The organism is Aeromonas sp. QDB34 (genome assembly GCF_027705405.1).
GTDB classification, from domain to species: domain Bacteria; phylum Pseudomonadota; class Gammaproteobacteria; order Enterobacterales; family Aeromonadaceae; genus Aeromonas; species Aeromonas hydrophila.
In genome coordinates this window covers 18341-33273 of the sequence record NZ_JAPDBT010000029.1, presented here as the reverse complement: position 1 = coordinate 33273, position 14933 = coordinate 18341, and the positions used below count along the sequence as shown (strand labels likewise).

Genomic DNA, 14933 nt, shown 5'->3' with positions numbered 1-14933 from the left:
AAGAGGATGGTGGTGATCAGATCACCGAGTCCTCAGTTAGTTCCATTCAAGCTGCATCAATTTGGGAAACAACGCCCATCGCTGCCATGGGTTTCACCAATGAGCAGGCCATTGCGGTTATCCAGCAGGCGTGCCAGTTGTCCGGCCAGCGTGCTATCCCCATCCAGCTGCGCGTTCAGTGTCCGCAGGGCGTCGCCACCATAGCGGACATCCCAGGCAGCCACATCGGTCTGTTTGCTGCTGTGATAGATGTTCTCGATCTGCTCGATGCGGCGAGACTCCAGCTCACCGAGGTAACGGCGGTCACCGAACTTGTCCAGCATGATGTGCTCGGCAGAGAGCTCCGAACCGGGTGCGGCCTGCTTGGCAGCCTCCTTGATGAAGTAGACCGCCATCTGGGCGGACTGCTCCCCCGTCATGTCCTGCAGCTCCTGATAGGAGTAACCCAGATGCAGCACCTTGCGGGTGTCGTCCAGCACGGCCCGACTCAGCAGCCCTTTCCCCTGAGCCTCGGTCAGCCACTTCTTCAGGTCACCATGGTGTTCGCCCAGCGCGATGTGGAAGCGGGCATCAAACGGCAAATCCACCGGCACGGCCCCCTGGTATCCAGCCTTGGCCGCCAGATAGGGGTCTTGCGCCGCCCAGCGCAGCACCATCTGGGTGAGACCCGGATGCTGGCCCTGCGCCTCTTCGGCGGCCTTGCCGATGACAATGGCAGCCAGGTCCGGGCGGGTCTTGGCCAGCGCCGTCACCTCGGTCTGCAACGAGGCCAGCTCGCCGCGATAGAGATTGCCGTGAAGCTGACTCTGCAGTTTGCTCAGCGCCGGGTTTCTGCCGGAACCTTCGTGCTTGACCAGGTAGTCATCGATCAGATTGTTCAACCGCAATGCGGCCTCTACCTTGGCCTGCCCGCTGGCACCGTGCAGCGTGGCGAGCTGATCCAGGATCTGCTGATAAGACTCGCCAATGGGCTTGGCAAAGACCTGGGCGGCTTTTTTCAACTCATCCGGGCCGTAGACGTCGGCAAACAGCCTGCCTGTGCGCTCCGTCACCACCATTTTGCCCGGCACCTCCGCCATCGGACTCTCGTCAAATACCGGCAACTGCAGGATCTCCTGCAGGGTGACCTTGTTGGCCAGATCCTTGGACGGCTTGAAGCGGGCGAGCTCGGCGCCGTTCATCTCGCTGACCCTGAAGAACAGCGGCTTGCCGTCCGGCCCCGGCTTGAGGTGGTAGCCGTTGGCCATGTCCAGCCCCTCTTTGCCAAAGAAGCGGGTCATGTAACGACTGAACTTCTCGGCGGAGGAGAATTCGACGATGCCGGCATTGGGATCGTAGAAGCCGTAGATCCGGCCAGACTCTCCCTGCTTGGCCCAGGCCGCCATGGCGTGGCCCGGTGCATCCAGCTCCAGCAACACGGGAGCATCGCTGCCCTTGGCGGTCAGCTTGGTGAGCACGGTGTCGAGAGAGATGGCGTTCTTGCCCTCCCACTTCTCCTTGACGATGTCGTACTTGATGCTGCGCAGGCTGTCGTAGTTGTAGGCGGCCGGCGTGTTGGTATGGATCTCCGCCAGGCTGCCCACCAGCTTGCGGGCATTGTCCAGCTCGGTTGCCGAGTAGCGATCCGGGTTGTTGATGACCGCCGCCGCGGAGTAGAGCTTCTCCATCATGCGCCGCGCCAGATCGGGCTGCCCCTCGCTCTCCAGCTGCTTGGCGACCAGCACCAGCTTGGAGAGGGGATCGCAGCGACCACCGAAGCCGTCATCCGCCAGATTGAGCAGCAACAGCTGAGGAGCCAGATGCTCTCTGGCATATGGATCCGTGCCACCTTGCGAAGCCACGTCGCGGAACAGACGGTTGGACTGCTCAATCCTGGGCTTGATGGTGCTCTTGAGCGCCCGGTTTTCGATCTCCCAGGCCAGCGCCCCCTGCTGCTGTGGCGACAGGGTCGGCTGGACGAACAGGTCCACCAGCTGGGTCATGCTCATGTCGGGCTGGAAGCCCTCGACCACCTTGCCGGCCAACCCTTGCTGATACCCGGCCAGGAAGGCCTTGGTGGTACGGATGTCTCTGGTCGCCCCATTGCTGCCCACCTGCGGGGTGAGCGCCTCCTGATAGCGTTTGAGATCGCGCCTGATGGCCTCGATGCCCTTGAGCGGCGCCTCGATGTCTGCAGCCGACGGCGTGCGGTTGAACAAGTCATCCACAATCTGCTCGGCGTACTGGCCCATCAGGCGGTTGCTGGCCAGATGGCCATAGAAGGTCTGCTCGCCGCTGACCTGATAACCGGCCACCGCCAGCTTGGCCCGCAGTTTTTCCCCTTCGCTGCCGAGCCCTTCGTTGTCGGTCAGCAGCATGATGGGCGTGCTCTTGGGCAAGCCATCGAGGTTTTTCTCCACCGAGAAACGACCGTTGATCGCCTTGGCGATCGCCCCCACCAGACCGCCCGGGTTGGGCAGCTCGTGGGCCGTGATCGCCTTGCTCATGCTGGGCATGGGGCGATCGAGCAGCAGCCCGCCCACCGGCTTGCCCTGCTCGGCGGCATAACGGGCCAGATCGGCGGCAATGGGACCGCCCATGGAGTAGCCGTGGATCAGGATCTTGTCAGGCGCCACCCCGCGCTCTTCCACCAGATAGCGGAACATGGTGCGGGCATCCTGGTAGACCCCCTGTTCGCTGGGTCCGCCATCGCTCGTCCCATAACCACGCAAGTTGACCGCCAGCATGTCGATGCCCTGCTTCTGGTAGTGGCTGCGAACCGCATCGGCCTGCTCCTCGGCGGAAGACCCCGAACCGTGCAGGAACAGCACCACCTCGGGCTTGCCATCCTGCGGCGTACCTGGCCGCTCGGCTCCCTTGTGCAGGTAACCGGACAGACGGCCGGCATCTCCTTGCAGGGTCACCTGCTCGGCCTCGCCCTTGCTCACCGCATGGTCGAGCAGTTGGCGGGTGATGTCGCCCACCTGGCGCCGCTCATCACGGGTGCCGTAGAGGTTGTCGTTGAGGAAGCGGGTCAGCGGATTGAGTGGCTGCTTGTCCAGCGGGACCGTATCGGCATTCGCCACGCCCGGGCTCTGGTCTCCCGGTTTGTGGCCGCCCAGGGCCTGCAGTCCGCTCGTCACCTCTGCTTGATGCTCGGCGGTGAGCTGGCTCCATGCCTCGGCATGGTTGGCCATCACCCACTCGGCCTTGTGGTTGGCCGAGGCCACCTTCTTGGCATTCTTGACCGGCGGCAATCCCTGGCGCTCCCGATAGGCCTGATACCAGCTGTCGAAGTCCGCACTCTGCTCGACCAGATTGTTCACCGCCGCCACTATGGTACGGCGGCTGACCGGGTCGAACTGGTCGAGGGTCTTCACCTCCACCCTGGCGGTCGATTCCGACTTCGGCACAAACTGGCTCAGCTCGTTCGGCACCTGGCGGAACTCGAACAGGATGGCCGGCTCGGGGTGCTTGCTGTCCCCCGTGGTCGCATTGTTGATGCCATGCCCGGCCACCTCGCCACCAAATTTGAAGTAGTCATAGATGTTCTGTGCCAGCGCCGGTGAATAGGCCGACTTGAGGGTCGCCAGGATCTGCTCGGACACCAGCTTGCGGTCATGGGCACTGAGCAGGGCCAACATGGCCACCGGCTTGGTTCTCGGCAGGATTTCCCAGGCATTCTTGACCTTGGGATCGGTCAACCCCTGGGCGTTGGGCGTGATCCCTTCTGCCAGCGGATCCCAGTCATTGATATGAATGCCGTATTCCCGGGCCAGATCGGCCGTCTTGCCGTAAATGGAGGTGAGGTAGGCAAACACATTCTGTGCGGTGGCCGCATCCTCCCACTGCACATTGGTCGTGTTGGACAGCAACAGCTCCTTCAGCTCGGGGTGATACCAGGGAGCGGACTCCAGCAGCCGGATCTCCTGGGAAGAGCCGCTACCAAATTCCTTGGCGCTGACCGCCACGGTCGCCTGCTGGCCGCTCGGCGTCATGCCGATGGTCTGCCCCTGACCGTCACGGGCGGCACCATTGCCGGCCGCGATCACGTGGTTGGCATTGGAGATGACCAGGGTGAAACGGCCATCCTCGCTCACGAGATCGGACAGTCTGGTGTGATTGGTCTGGCTGATGTGCTGGGTGAACTCTCTGGCAAGCCAGAGCATGGCCTCCTTGCGAGCTTCCACCGCCTGCTGATCCTGCATCTCGCTTGGATAGGTCACCAGCTCGATGGTATGGGTCTGCCACTGGTTGATCCCTTTGATATCGCTGATCCCGGCGGGATTGGTGTACCCCCCCTGGTTCATGTCCTTGGTCAGCATGAACAGCGGGTTGCCTGCCGCATCGTGCACGTAGCCAAACTTTTGTGCCGAGTTCTTCGGCAACGCCACCACCAGCCCAGTCAGCTCGTTCTCGATGCCGATGGAAGAGCCGTCGAAGTGGCTGCTGAACTCAGGCACGGCCTTGCTGCCCGGACGGGGACCATGCAGACCGGTGAGATCCACAGCCGCCGTGGCCAGTACCTCATGCTGCTGCGCCGGTTTGGTCGCCGTGGCTGTCGCCTGCGCCTCCTGCTGCACCTGGCTCGGTGTTGGGGGCGACGTTGGGGTCGGGGCCACCGGTTGACGGGAGCCGGCATTGATCTGCAACCGGTTGACCGCCGCCAGCGCTCCGTCGAGGGCGGACTGTTCCTGCTCGCTCAGCCCGGTGGCGGTGTCGATGGCCGAAGGCGGAACCTCATCAGGAGCCGACAAGGTACCGACAGCGGGCACATCCAGCTCGCCGGTCTGCAACAGGGGCTGCCCGGCTGCCGTCGACGGGCCGGACTGAACGCCCTGGCGGGTCGGCTTGTCACCGCTTTGCTTGAGGCTCGCCGCATTCTGTTTGGCCTGGTTTGCCTGCAAGCCGGCCTGGCTGGCCGCCTGCTCGCCGGCGAGCTGTGCCTGGCTGGCACTCGCTTCGCCCTGCTGCTGCCGCGATGTCGCCTCCCCCTGGCGAGCCAGCGCGTCGAGACGGCGCTGTTCAGCCTGCGCAGCCCTGTGCTGGCCCGCCGCCTCGGCATTACCCTGCAGCTGTTCGCTGCGCTGCTGACCCGTTTTGGACTTCGCCAGCGCGGTGTCTAGCTGCTGGTGCTGCGCCTCATGGCGGGATCTGGCCTCTTCGATCGCCGTGCCGGCCGTGTTGCCGGCATCGTCCAGATCTTCCTGGACCGTGCTCAGCAGGCGGTTGGCAAAGCCGGTGCGCCAGTGCTGGCCGGACGGCTCGCTCGCCGCGTCGGACGCTCTGACCTGCTCGAAGCGGCGCGCCAGCGTATCGAGCTGCGCCGTCATCTCGCGGGATTCCGCCTCGATGGCGGCACGCTGATCCTGGCCATTTTGCGCCAGCTTGTGCTGATCGGTGGCCTCCAGCTGGGCCTGGGTGCCGGCAATGGCGGCCAGCTGCTGCCCCTTCTCCTGCTCCAGCCGCTGCTTGTCGGCGTCGGCACTCGCCTGATCGCCTCTCGCCCGGGCCGCGTTGTCGTCTTGCGCCAGCTGGGCGCTGACCTGGCCGATTTCGGCCTTGCCAGAGGCGGTGGCCACCACGTTGTCGAGCAGGTAGCCAAGTCCGTTGCTCTCACCGATACCGCGGAACGCCAGGGTGTTGCGACCCTCGCGGGCCGTCAGCGTCAGCGCCTTGCTCTGCCAGCTGCTGGCGTCTCCTTCACTGGCAAACACCCGCTCGCCGTTCCACAGCACCTCGATGCCGTGTTGCAGGGAAATATTCGCCCGGCGGGCAAAATCAAATGTCAGGTTGACGGTCTCGCCCGCCTTGAGGCCGGCAAGATCCTGGGAAATCTGGGTATTGCGGTCAGTCGACAGTTCGCTGACCCGGGCACCGTGCCCGTCGGCAGCCAGCCCGTAGGTGGCGGCGGAAAAATCGGCTTCAATCCCGGCGCCGGCATGCTGCCAACCGTGGGCGCCCCGCTCGAAATCGCCGTTGACGATGAGGTTCTCACCCCCTCGGGCCAATCCCTGCTCATCGAGCTGCAGCGCCTTGTCCATGGCCTGCTCGTCGTGCTCGCCAGCCTGGCTCACCTTGCCGGTCAGACTGCCGGCCAGGGAAGACTTCACCTCGCCAATCTCGTCCAGCCCAAAGCCGCTGAGCCCCTGCACCTCGCCCAGGCTGGCCGCTTGCGGCGCCTTGAGCGGGCCCTCTTCGTCCCCCTGCACCAGATAGTTGATGGCCTGGTTGCCGGCGCTGCCGAGCAGGGTCTGCTTGATGTTGTCAAACAGGGTGCCGAGCTTGTTGCTGCTGGTGTTGCTGCTGGCGATGGCCAGGCTGTAGAAATCACCGTTGCCGATCTTGATGGCCACGTTGTGACGGGCATAGGCCGCCGTGATGTCCAGCCCGTCGCCGATCTGGACGTTGGCATTGCCCTTGCCCTTCATGACCGCAACGTTGAGGCCGTCTCCCACCTTGGTGTTGAGGTTGTAGTCACCCCACGCCAGGTTGATGGTGGTGCCATCGCCCACCTTGACGTTGTTGTTGAATTTGCCGTAGGCGGCCGTCACGCTCAGGCCGTCCCCGACCGTGGTGGTCTGGTTGACCTCCCCCTTGGCGAGGGTGACCTGGATGCCGTCTCCCACCCGGGTGACGATGTTGGCCTTGCCGAGCAGCGCCTGATAGCCATCGCCCTTCCCGACCTGGGTCACTATGTTCGCATCGCCCTTGGCCAGCACGACCTGACGGCCATCCCCCACCTTGGTGATGACGTTGGCCTTGCCCCAGGCGCCGGTGTAGCCGTCACCGTTGCCGATCTGGGTGACCAGGTTGGCCTCCCCTTGCAGCACGGCCACTTCCCGGCCATCGCCCACCTTGGTCAGCACGTTGGCGCGGCCCTTGGCGAAGCTGTAACGATCGCCGTTGCCGACCTGGGTCAGCAGGTTGACGTCGCCCCAAGCGCCCTGTACCACCAGGCCGTCACCCACCTTGGTAATGAGGTTGGCACGTCCCTTGGCCAGGCCGATGGTGCTGCCGGCCCCGACGTGGGTCATCACGTTGCCCACCTCGGAGATGAGCAGACCCACCGTGGTGCCGTCACCGATCTTGGTCAGCAGGTTGCCCTTGCCCCACAGCACACCGGCGGTGGTGCCATTGCCCACGTGGGTCAGCACGTTGGCATCGGCCTTGGCGATAGCACCGAGGAAGTCATCCCCCACCTTGGTGATGATGTTGGCCTTGCCCAGCGCCAGTACGCCGGTCAGACCGCCGCCGACATGGGTCACTATGTTGGCCTTGCCGAACAGGGCTGCCAGCGTGGTGCCGTTGCCCACCTTGGTCATCACGTTCAGCTCGCCGGCGAACAACCCCAGGCTGGTGCCGTTGCCGATGTGACTGTAGACGTTGGCCTTGCCGATCATCAGCGCAGCCGTCAGGCCATCCCCTACCTTGGTGAACAGGTTGGCCTGCCCCAGCATGGCGGCGAAGGTTTCACCAGCACCGACGTGGGTGAAGACGTTGGCATTGCCCACCATGGCGGCCAGCGTCATGCCGTTGCCCACCTTGGTCGCCAGGTTGCCCTGGGCCAGCATCAGCGCCACGGTCAGGCCGTCACCGATATGGGTGAAGACGTTGGCCTTGGCCACCATCAGCGCCAGCGCATTGCCATCGCCGACCTTGGTGAAGACGTTGGCCACCCCGCCCATCAGAGCCCAGGCATCGCCTTGGCCTATCTGGGTAAACAGGTTGCCGGCGCCGATCATGGCGGCAATCGCCGTGCCGTCGCCCACCTTGGTGAACAGGTTGCCAGCGGCCCCCATCACACCCAGGGTGTCGCCATTGCCGACATGGGTCAGCACGTTGGCGCCCCCCAGCATCACCGCGGAGAGATCGCCATCACCGACCCGGGTCAGCACGTTGGCAGCCCCCAGCAGCAGCGCCTGGGTATCCCCCTGACCAATCTGGGTCAGCACGTTGGCGCCGCCCCCCAGAATCGCCTGTACCTTGCCGTTGCCCTTCCTGGTCAGCACGTTGGCACCGCCCAGCAGCACGGCGCGGGTGTCGGCAGCCTCCTCGCCCTGAGTGACGTGAGTCAGCACGTTGGCGCCGCCCAGCAGGCCGGCGGTCAGTTGACCCGCCCCCAGCTTGGTCAGCACATTGGCCCCACCCACCGACAGGGCGTCGAGCCGGCCGTTGCCGACCTGGGTCAGCAGGTTGAAGCCGCCCCCCGCCAGCCACAGACCACGGCCGTCGCCCAGCTGGGTATGGGTGTTGTAACCGCCCAGCATGACCACCTGGCTGTCGCCACGGCCCTGCTGCACCGAGATGTTGCCATAGGCCAGCAGACGGGCCAGGTACTCGCCATCACCACTGCGCACCAGCACGTTGGCCGCACCGGCTGCATAGACATCCATCCGACCCTGGGCACCCTGATGAACCAGCACGTTGGCCAGGCCCGCCCCACGGAACACCAGGTCGCCGCGCTGGCCACGCTTGATCAGCACGTTGGCCGCACCGGCACCGTTGAAATGGATGTTGCCTTCGGTCACGTCGGACTCGATGACGTTGCCGCCACCGGCGCCGTCAAAGAAGATGTCACCCTTGCTCTTGCCGCCGCTCTGCTGACGGGGCAGCAACGGCTGGCTGGAGAACTCGCGGGTGGCCGGCAGTCGATCCGACACGGCCGTGACGGTATCGAGCTGGTAGCGCACCTCGCTCAGGGAGTAGCCCCCCGTCCCCATGGCGGTGAAGCCGGTATGCTCCGAAATGACCTTATCGGCCAGCCCCGCCAGGTGGTTGCCCTCCTTGTACCAGGCCTTGGCGAGGTACTTGAGCGCCCCGGTCTCCCGATCATTGGCCAGCTCCACCACCACTATCTTGGTGTAGGTGCCAAGTAGCTTGGCAAACACATAGGTGTTGGCCTGCTTTTGGGATTTCACCGCACTCACGTCGACCTTGGTGCCGTCCTGATAAACGGCGTAGCCGCTCATCTTGGCGCTGGAGAGCGTCACGTCGGCAGCCGCCACGTTCACCCCGCCACCGTAGTTGATCCAGCTGTTTTCAGTCAGATCCGCTTCCACCGCCTCCAGCTTGATGCGCTGACGCCGCTCGAACACCAGATCGCTCAGCCGATAGGCGCCGTCGGTTTGCGTCGAGACAAAGCCGTTGCCCGCATCGATCTGACGACCGGCCAAGCCATCGAGGTGATTGCCCTCCTTGTACCAGGAGGTGGCGTGATAGCGCAGGGCACCGTTCCCGCCATCGTTGGAGAGCTCAACCCGGTTGACCTTGGTGTACATGCCGTCAAAGAAGGCAAACAGGTAGGTATTGGGCTGCTGGCTGGATTTGATGGCCGTGACGGCCTGGGACTGGTTGATCCAGCTGCCGCCCATGGTGGCAGTGGTCAGCGCGATCTCGTCGGCACGGGCGCCGGCGAAGGGGGAGCTGTCGCTGTCCGCGCCCTTGCGGGAGAGATGGTTGTAGCCCCCCGCCCCCTTGAAGTGGATGTTGCCCTCGGCCACGTCCGACAGCAGCCGGTTGTAGCCGCCAGCCCCGTTGAAGCGGATGTCGCCGCGGGTCTGCAGGTACTCATCCTGCTCGTTGCGCAAGCGGGAGAGCTCGTTCCAGCCGCCGGCCCCGTTGAAGTTGACGTCCCCCTCGCGCCCCTTGCGGAACACCTTGTTGTAGGCACCGGCGCCGTTCAGGGTGACGTTGCCGGACTCCACCTGGGAGCTGATGATGTTGGCCGCACCGGCCCCCGAGAAGTGGATGTTGCCCTGCGAGCCCTGATACTGGCTGTGCCAGGTGCGGTCCAGCTTGTTGGCCGCCCCGGCGCCGCTGTAGCTCAGATCGCCGCGGTCGGTCTGGTGCCAGAGCTTGTTGTAGCCGCCGGCCCCCTCGAAGCTGACGTTGCCGCTGATCCCCTTGCGGGTCAGGAAGTTGGCCAGCGCGGCCCCCTGATAGCGGATATCGCCGTCGCGCCCCTGATGATCGATGTTGGTGGCGCCGCTGGCGCCGGCGAAATGGACATTGCCGGACTGGGACTTGCTGATGTCGGCATAGCCCGCCGCCCCCTTGACGGTCAGGTTGCCGGAGTCGTCAACCACCTTGAGGTAGGCGGCACCGCCATAGACGCTGTCGTTGCCCGTACCGGTATAGACGGTGGCGCCGATGGAGCCGACCCTGATGGTGTCGTCACCACCATAGGCATGGATGACGCCACCGAGGCCATAGGCATCGATATCATTGTTTCCGTCATCTGCCGTGTAATTACCGGTAAAGAAGTACTCAATACTTCTCCATACACTCTTTCCCATGTATTAACTCATTATGATTAAATGGAAAACCACTGCACCCTGCGCACACAATGGCCACGTTCGGCATGAACATGACCGCGCACTGTGCAGACCCGCTGCCCTTTCCATGGCAAGAATATCCGGCGACGCAGATCGCTCACCACGGCGCGGGCGTGTCCGTATGGCGCTATCATCTCCGGAATAAAAATGTGGTCGCCGGATTGCCAATCCTCACGGATCAGCTCCCGCTCGGCGGCCAGCAAGGTGTCACGAATGGATAAAGAGACAAACGCCCAGTTGCAAAATGCAACCGGGCGTCCGCATGAGTCTTCGTAATAGCAGAACTGGTTCAATTCAAATGCTGGCAATATACGTTGCTGCCACTCGGCGACGGAATAACGCCGGTGCAGGGAGGAGTGCTGACTGAGCAGCATGACACCTCCCAACATATGTTGTTTTTGTTGCCAGTTAGGTTCCGTTGGTTGCAATACCAAGTGCATTGGCTCCCCACACCGGAAACTTATTTTTTCTTGCGCGGCGCAGCCTGTGCAGTGGCGGCAGGTGCGGTTTCCAGCACCTCGGCGGGGGCGGCCGGGATCAGGCCAGCGGCAATCAGCTTGTCGAACTCGGCCGCCATGCGCGGATCTTCAAGCATGTTTTTTATCATTGAAACCATATACATAAAGCCAGCTGCCGGCATGTGCACCGTCTGTTTCAGCGCCAGCTCATTGTCGCTTTCTGCCATCACGCCCTGCGCCATCTTGAGCGGATCCTGGCCGACGAAATAGAGGGAGAAAATCCCCTTGTTGTAGTTGACGCTGGATACTGTCTGTACAAACTGCTCTGTCATATAAATTCCATTATCAATAAATATAAGGTAAAACAAAAAACAAAAATCCCACCAAAGATAAATCAACATGGTGCTAACATTTCATTTTTCGCTATATTTACCATATTTGAAAATATTATTTGATTCAATTAAACAATGATTCAAAAATAGAGTAATTACGTCAAAATAAATATCAACAAACTCATTAAGGTTAATAATGAGGCCACACTTGAGATTACCTTTAGATATATTGACCCAGTGAATTTATTATTGATTTTGTCAGCGCACATAATATTTGACAGATAATTATCGGCTCGTTAGTATGCGCGCCCTGCCTGTAACAGGTCACCTTGCCCCATATAAACAGGAGGGGTTTAAACGCGGCAACGGGGTATATTATGACTGCGCATGACGAGTCTGTTTTGGCATGCTTGAAGATTATTACCGGATTATTGGGCTGTCCCCCTAAAGATATAGATATCACGCCAGACGAACCCTTTGATATTATTGTCGATAGGCTGCAACAGCAGACCGACAGCCGGATCCGCCAACGTCACATTGCTCCCCGCAAACTCGCCAAACAGACGCTCCCCCTGGTCCTGCTCAGTGACAACGGCAACCCCTGCGTCCTGGCCCAGCGTCAGGGGGAGCAGGCCCTGATCCTGGACCCCGCCGTCGGCAACCCGCAGGTCATCGACCAGCAGGCGCTGCTGACTCGCTGGAACGGACGAGTCTATCAAGTACGCAGACAACAGAGCCGCTTTGACATCCGCTGGTTCATCCCGGCCTTCCTGCAGCAAAAACGGCTGCTGGGGGAGATATTGCTCTTTTCGCTGGTCTTGCAGCTCCTAGCTCTCATCTCCCCGCTCTTTTTTCAGGTCGTCATGGACAAGGTGCTGGTGCATCAGGCCTGGTCGACGCTCGATGTGCTGGTGTTCGGGCTGCTGATCACCGCCCTGGTGGAGGTCTGTCTGCGCGGTTTGCGGGAGTACCAGTACGCCCACACCGCCAACCGGATCGACATCCAGCTCGGCCTGCGCATGGTGCAGCACCTGTTTGCCCTGCCCCTGCTCTATTTCAAGAGCCGCCAGGTGGGGGCCATCGTGACCCGGGTGCAGGAGCTCAATACCATCCGCGAGTTCCTGACCGGCACCATGTTTACCCTGACGGTGGACGTGCTGTTCATGTTCGTCTTCCTGGCGGTCATGGCCAGCCTCTCCGGCATGCTGACCCTGGTGATCCTGCTCTCCATCCCCGCCTATGTACTGATCGCCTGGTGGATCACGCCGCGCATGCAGCAGGCGGTCGAACAGCAGTTCGGCCACGCCGCCGCCAACACCGCCTTCTTGAACGAGACGGTCGCCGGCGCCGAGACCCTCAAGAGCCTGGCGCTGGAACCGCGCTTCGTGCGGCGCTGGGATGAGCAGACCAGCCAGATGGTGACTGCCGGTTACCGGGTTCAACAGCTCAACAATGCCTCCCAGCACGGCGTCATGTGGCTGCAAAAGCTGGTGAGCGCCGGCGTGCTCTGGCTCGGCGCGAGCGAGGTGATCAGCCTGCAGCTCACCATCGGCCAGCTCATTGCCTTCAACATGATGGCCGGCCACGTGGCCCAGCCCCTGTCACGGCTGGTCGAGCTGTGGGGCCAGTTCATCCAGACCCGGATCGCGGTGGATAAATTGGGTGACATGCTCAACCTGCCCCCCGAGCACCAGCGTGACGGCGCGGGTCAGGTGAGTGCCGGTGCCATTTTGCTGGAGCGGGTGCGGTTTCGCTATCAGCCGGACGCCCCCCTCATCATCGATGATCTCTCCCTGACCATAGCGCCCGGCGACACGCTCGGGGTGGTCGGCGGCTCAGGCTCGGGCAAGAGCACCCTGGCCAGGCTGCTGCTGCGCCTCTACCAACCCGAACAGGGCGAGATCTTCATCGACGGCCAGCCCATCCGCCAGCTTCCCCTCCACCACCTGCGTCAGCAGATGGGGGTGGTGCTGCAGGAGAACCACCTGTTCAACAAATCGGTACGGGACAACATCGCCCAGTCGATGCCCCATGCCAGCCTGGACCAGATCATTCGGGCCGCCACCCTGGCCGGCGCTCACGACTTCATTCTGCGGCTGCCCCTTGGCTATGACACCGTGCTGGCGGAGGGGGGCAGCTCGCTCTCCGGCGGCCAGCGCCAACGCATCGCCATCGCCCGCACCCTGCTGGCCGACCCCAGGATCCTCATCTTCGACGAGGCCACCAGTGCCCTCGACGATGAGTCCCAGGCGCTGATCCAGCGCAACATGCGCCAGATCGCCTGTGGCCGTACCGTCATCACCATCGCCCACCGTCTCTCCACCGTGCGCCAGTGCGACCGCATCATCGTCCTGCAGCGCGGCAAGATCGTCGAGCAGGGCGATCACGCCAGCCTGCTGGCGCGAGGAGAACACTACGCCCGGCTGTGGCGACTGCAGCAGGACTTGCACGAGGAGACCCCATGAATCTGCGTACCTGGCTGGCCCGCTTTCGCCAACCCCGTCCACCTCGGCAGGCGGATACCCACTACGGCTTTCTGCCGGCCCACCTGGCGCTGGCCGAGACGCCCCCCTCTCCCTTTGCCCGCATCACGGCGCTGACCCTCAGCGCCGGCGTGCTGCTGACCCTGCTATGGGCCTGCTGGGGCGAGCTAGACATCCAGGCCACCGCCAGCGGCCGCCTGCTGGTGCTTGGCCGCAGCCAGATGATCCAGTCCTACGAGCAGGCCAGGGTGGTCAGCATCCACGTGGAAGATGGTCAGGCGGTTGCCGCCGATGCGCCGCTGCTGACCCTCAATACCCTGGGGGTCAGTCAGGATCTGAGCCGCTTGCGCCAGCAGCAGGCGTTCCAGTACCAGACGTTGATCCGCTACCAGTCGCTCTACCGTGACCAGGCCCCCGACCAGCATCCGGACTATGTCAGGCTCACGCCGGAGCAGCAGCTGGCGCTGGCGGAGAACTACCAGAGCGAGCTGCACGAATTTCACAGCACCCTCGGCAACCTGCAGGCCGAGCTCGGGGTCAACCAGGCCAACCAGGCCGCCAGACGGGGCGACATGGCTTCTCTCACCACCCTGCTGGCCAACATCCGTCCCCGCCTGCAGGCCCGTCAGACCCTGAGCCAGTCCCATGCCATCTCCCGGGTGGAGTATCTGGAGCAGGAAAAAGAGCTGCTGGAAACCCAGCGCCAGCTCGCCCAGCAGCGGGCGGAGCTCGAGGTGCTGCAATCCCAGCAGCAAAGCCTGCAGGAGCGGCTGGCCGGCTTCAAAGCACAAAAGCAGCGGGAGTGGATCGAGAAACGCCAGCAGGCCAGGCTGCAGCTGACCGCCATCGAGCAGGAGCTCGCCAAACTGCGCGAGCGGGAACATCTGGAGGTGATCCGCGCCCCCGTGGCTGGCACGGTGCAGCAGCTGGCCATTCACACCCAGGGCGCCGTGGTGCAGCCGGCCCAGCAGTTGCTGGTGATCGTGCCCAACGAAGGGGTGCAGCTCGCCGAGGTGAAGATCCTCAACAAGGACATCGGCTTCGTGCACGAGGGGCAGGCGGTGAGCATCAAGGTGGATGCCTTCCCCTACACCCGCTACGGCACCATAGATGGCGAGCTGGTGAGCGTGTCGCGCGACGCCACCGCCGATGAGCAGCTGGGACTGGTCTTTGCCGCCAGGGTCAAGCTGAGCCAGGGCGAGATGCTGATCGACCAGCAGCACGTCAAGCTCACCCCCGGCATGTCGGTGGTGGCGGAGATCAAGACCGACCGGCGCCGGGTCATCGACTATCTGCTGAGCCCCATTCGCGAGTACCAGGCCGAGGCGCTGCGGGAGCGATGAC

General features: G+C 63.0%; 5 protein-coding genes. 2 read left to right on the top strand and 3 right to left on the bottom strand.

Annotated features, from left to right (window positions below; all coding sequences use genetic code 11):
* Nucleotides 1-56: 56 nt before the first annotated feature.
* Genes rtxA through rtxH form a run of 3 tightly spaced genes read right to left on the bottom strand, consistent with a single transcriptional unit; the run spans nucleotide 57 to nucleotide 11175 of the window.
* Nucleotides 57-10277: an MARTX multifunctional-autoprocessing repeats-in-toxin holotoxin RtxA gene (gene rtxA, locus OKC29_RS21470; protein ID WP_270669696.1), complete on the bottom strand. Its 10221-nt coding sequence runs from the start codon at nucleotides 10275-10277 to the stop codon at nucleotides 57-59.
* Between the two features lie 17 nt (nucleotides 10278-10294).
* Nucleotides 10295-10756 (bottom strand): RTX toxin-activating lysine-acyltransferase RtxC, encoded by a 462-nt coding sequence (gene rtxC / locus OKC29_RS21465; RefSeq protein ID WP_073349465.1) that lies wholly within the window; start codon nucleotides 10754-10756, stop codon nucleotides 10295-10297.
* A 20-nt stretch (nucleotides 10757-10776) separates the two neighbouring features.
* The gene (gene rtxH / locus OKC29_RS21460) at nucleotides 10777-11175 is read right to left on the bottom strand and encodes a protein RtxH (protein ID WP_073349463.1); all 399 of its coding nucleotides are present in this window, start codon (nucleotides 11173-11175) and stop codon (nucleotides 10777-10779) included.
* Between the two features lie 332 nt (nucleotides 11176-11507).
* On the opposite strand from rtxH, the gene OKC29_RS21455 reads away from it, so the two are divergent.
* Both OKC29_RS21455 and OKC29_RS21450 read left to right on the top strand, forming a co-directional pair.
* A complete protein-coding gene (locus OKC29_RS21455) occupies nucleotides 11508-13571 on the top strand; it encodes a peptidase domain-containing ABC transporter (protein ID WP_269149509.1) in 2064 nt (687 codons plus the stop codon).
* Nucleotides 13568-14932 (top strand): HlyD family type I secretion periplasmic adaptor subunit, encoded by a 1365-nt coding sequence (locus OKC29_RS21450; RefSeq protein ID WP_073349459.1) that lies wholly within the window; start codon nucleotides 13568-13570, stop codon nucleotides 14930-14932. The genes OKC29_RS21455 and OKC29_RS21450 overlap by 4 nt, the downstream gene beginning before the upstream one ends.
* Nucleotide 14933: the final 1 nt, after the last annotated feature.

What these genes read in the sequence shown, in the direction of transcription:
- rtxA (WP_270669696.1), bottom strand. Translation starts at nt 10,277, where the DNA reads ATGGGAAAGAGTGTATGGAGAAGTATTGAGTACTTCTTTACCGGTAAT.
- rtxC (WP_073349465.1), bottom strand. Translation starts at nt 10,756, where the DNA reads ATGCACTTGGTATTGCAACCAACGGAACCTAACTGGCAACAAAAACAA.
- rtxH (WP_073349463.1), bottom strand. Translation starts at nt 11,175, where the DNA reads ATGTTGATTTATCTTTGGTGGGATTTTTGTTTTTTGTTTTACCTTATA.
- OKC29_RS21450 (WP_073349459.1), top strand. Translation starts at nt 13,568, where the DNA reads ATGAATCTGCGTACCTGGCTGGCCCGCTTTCGCCAACCCCGTCCACCT.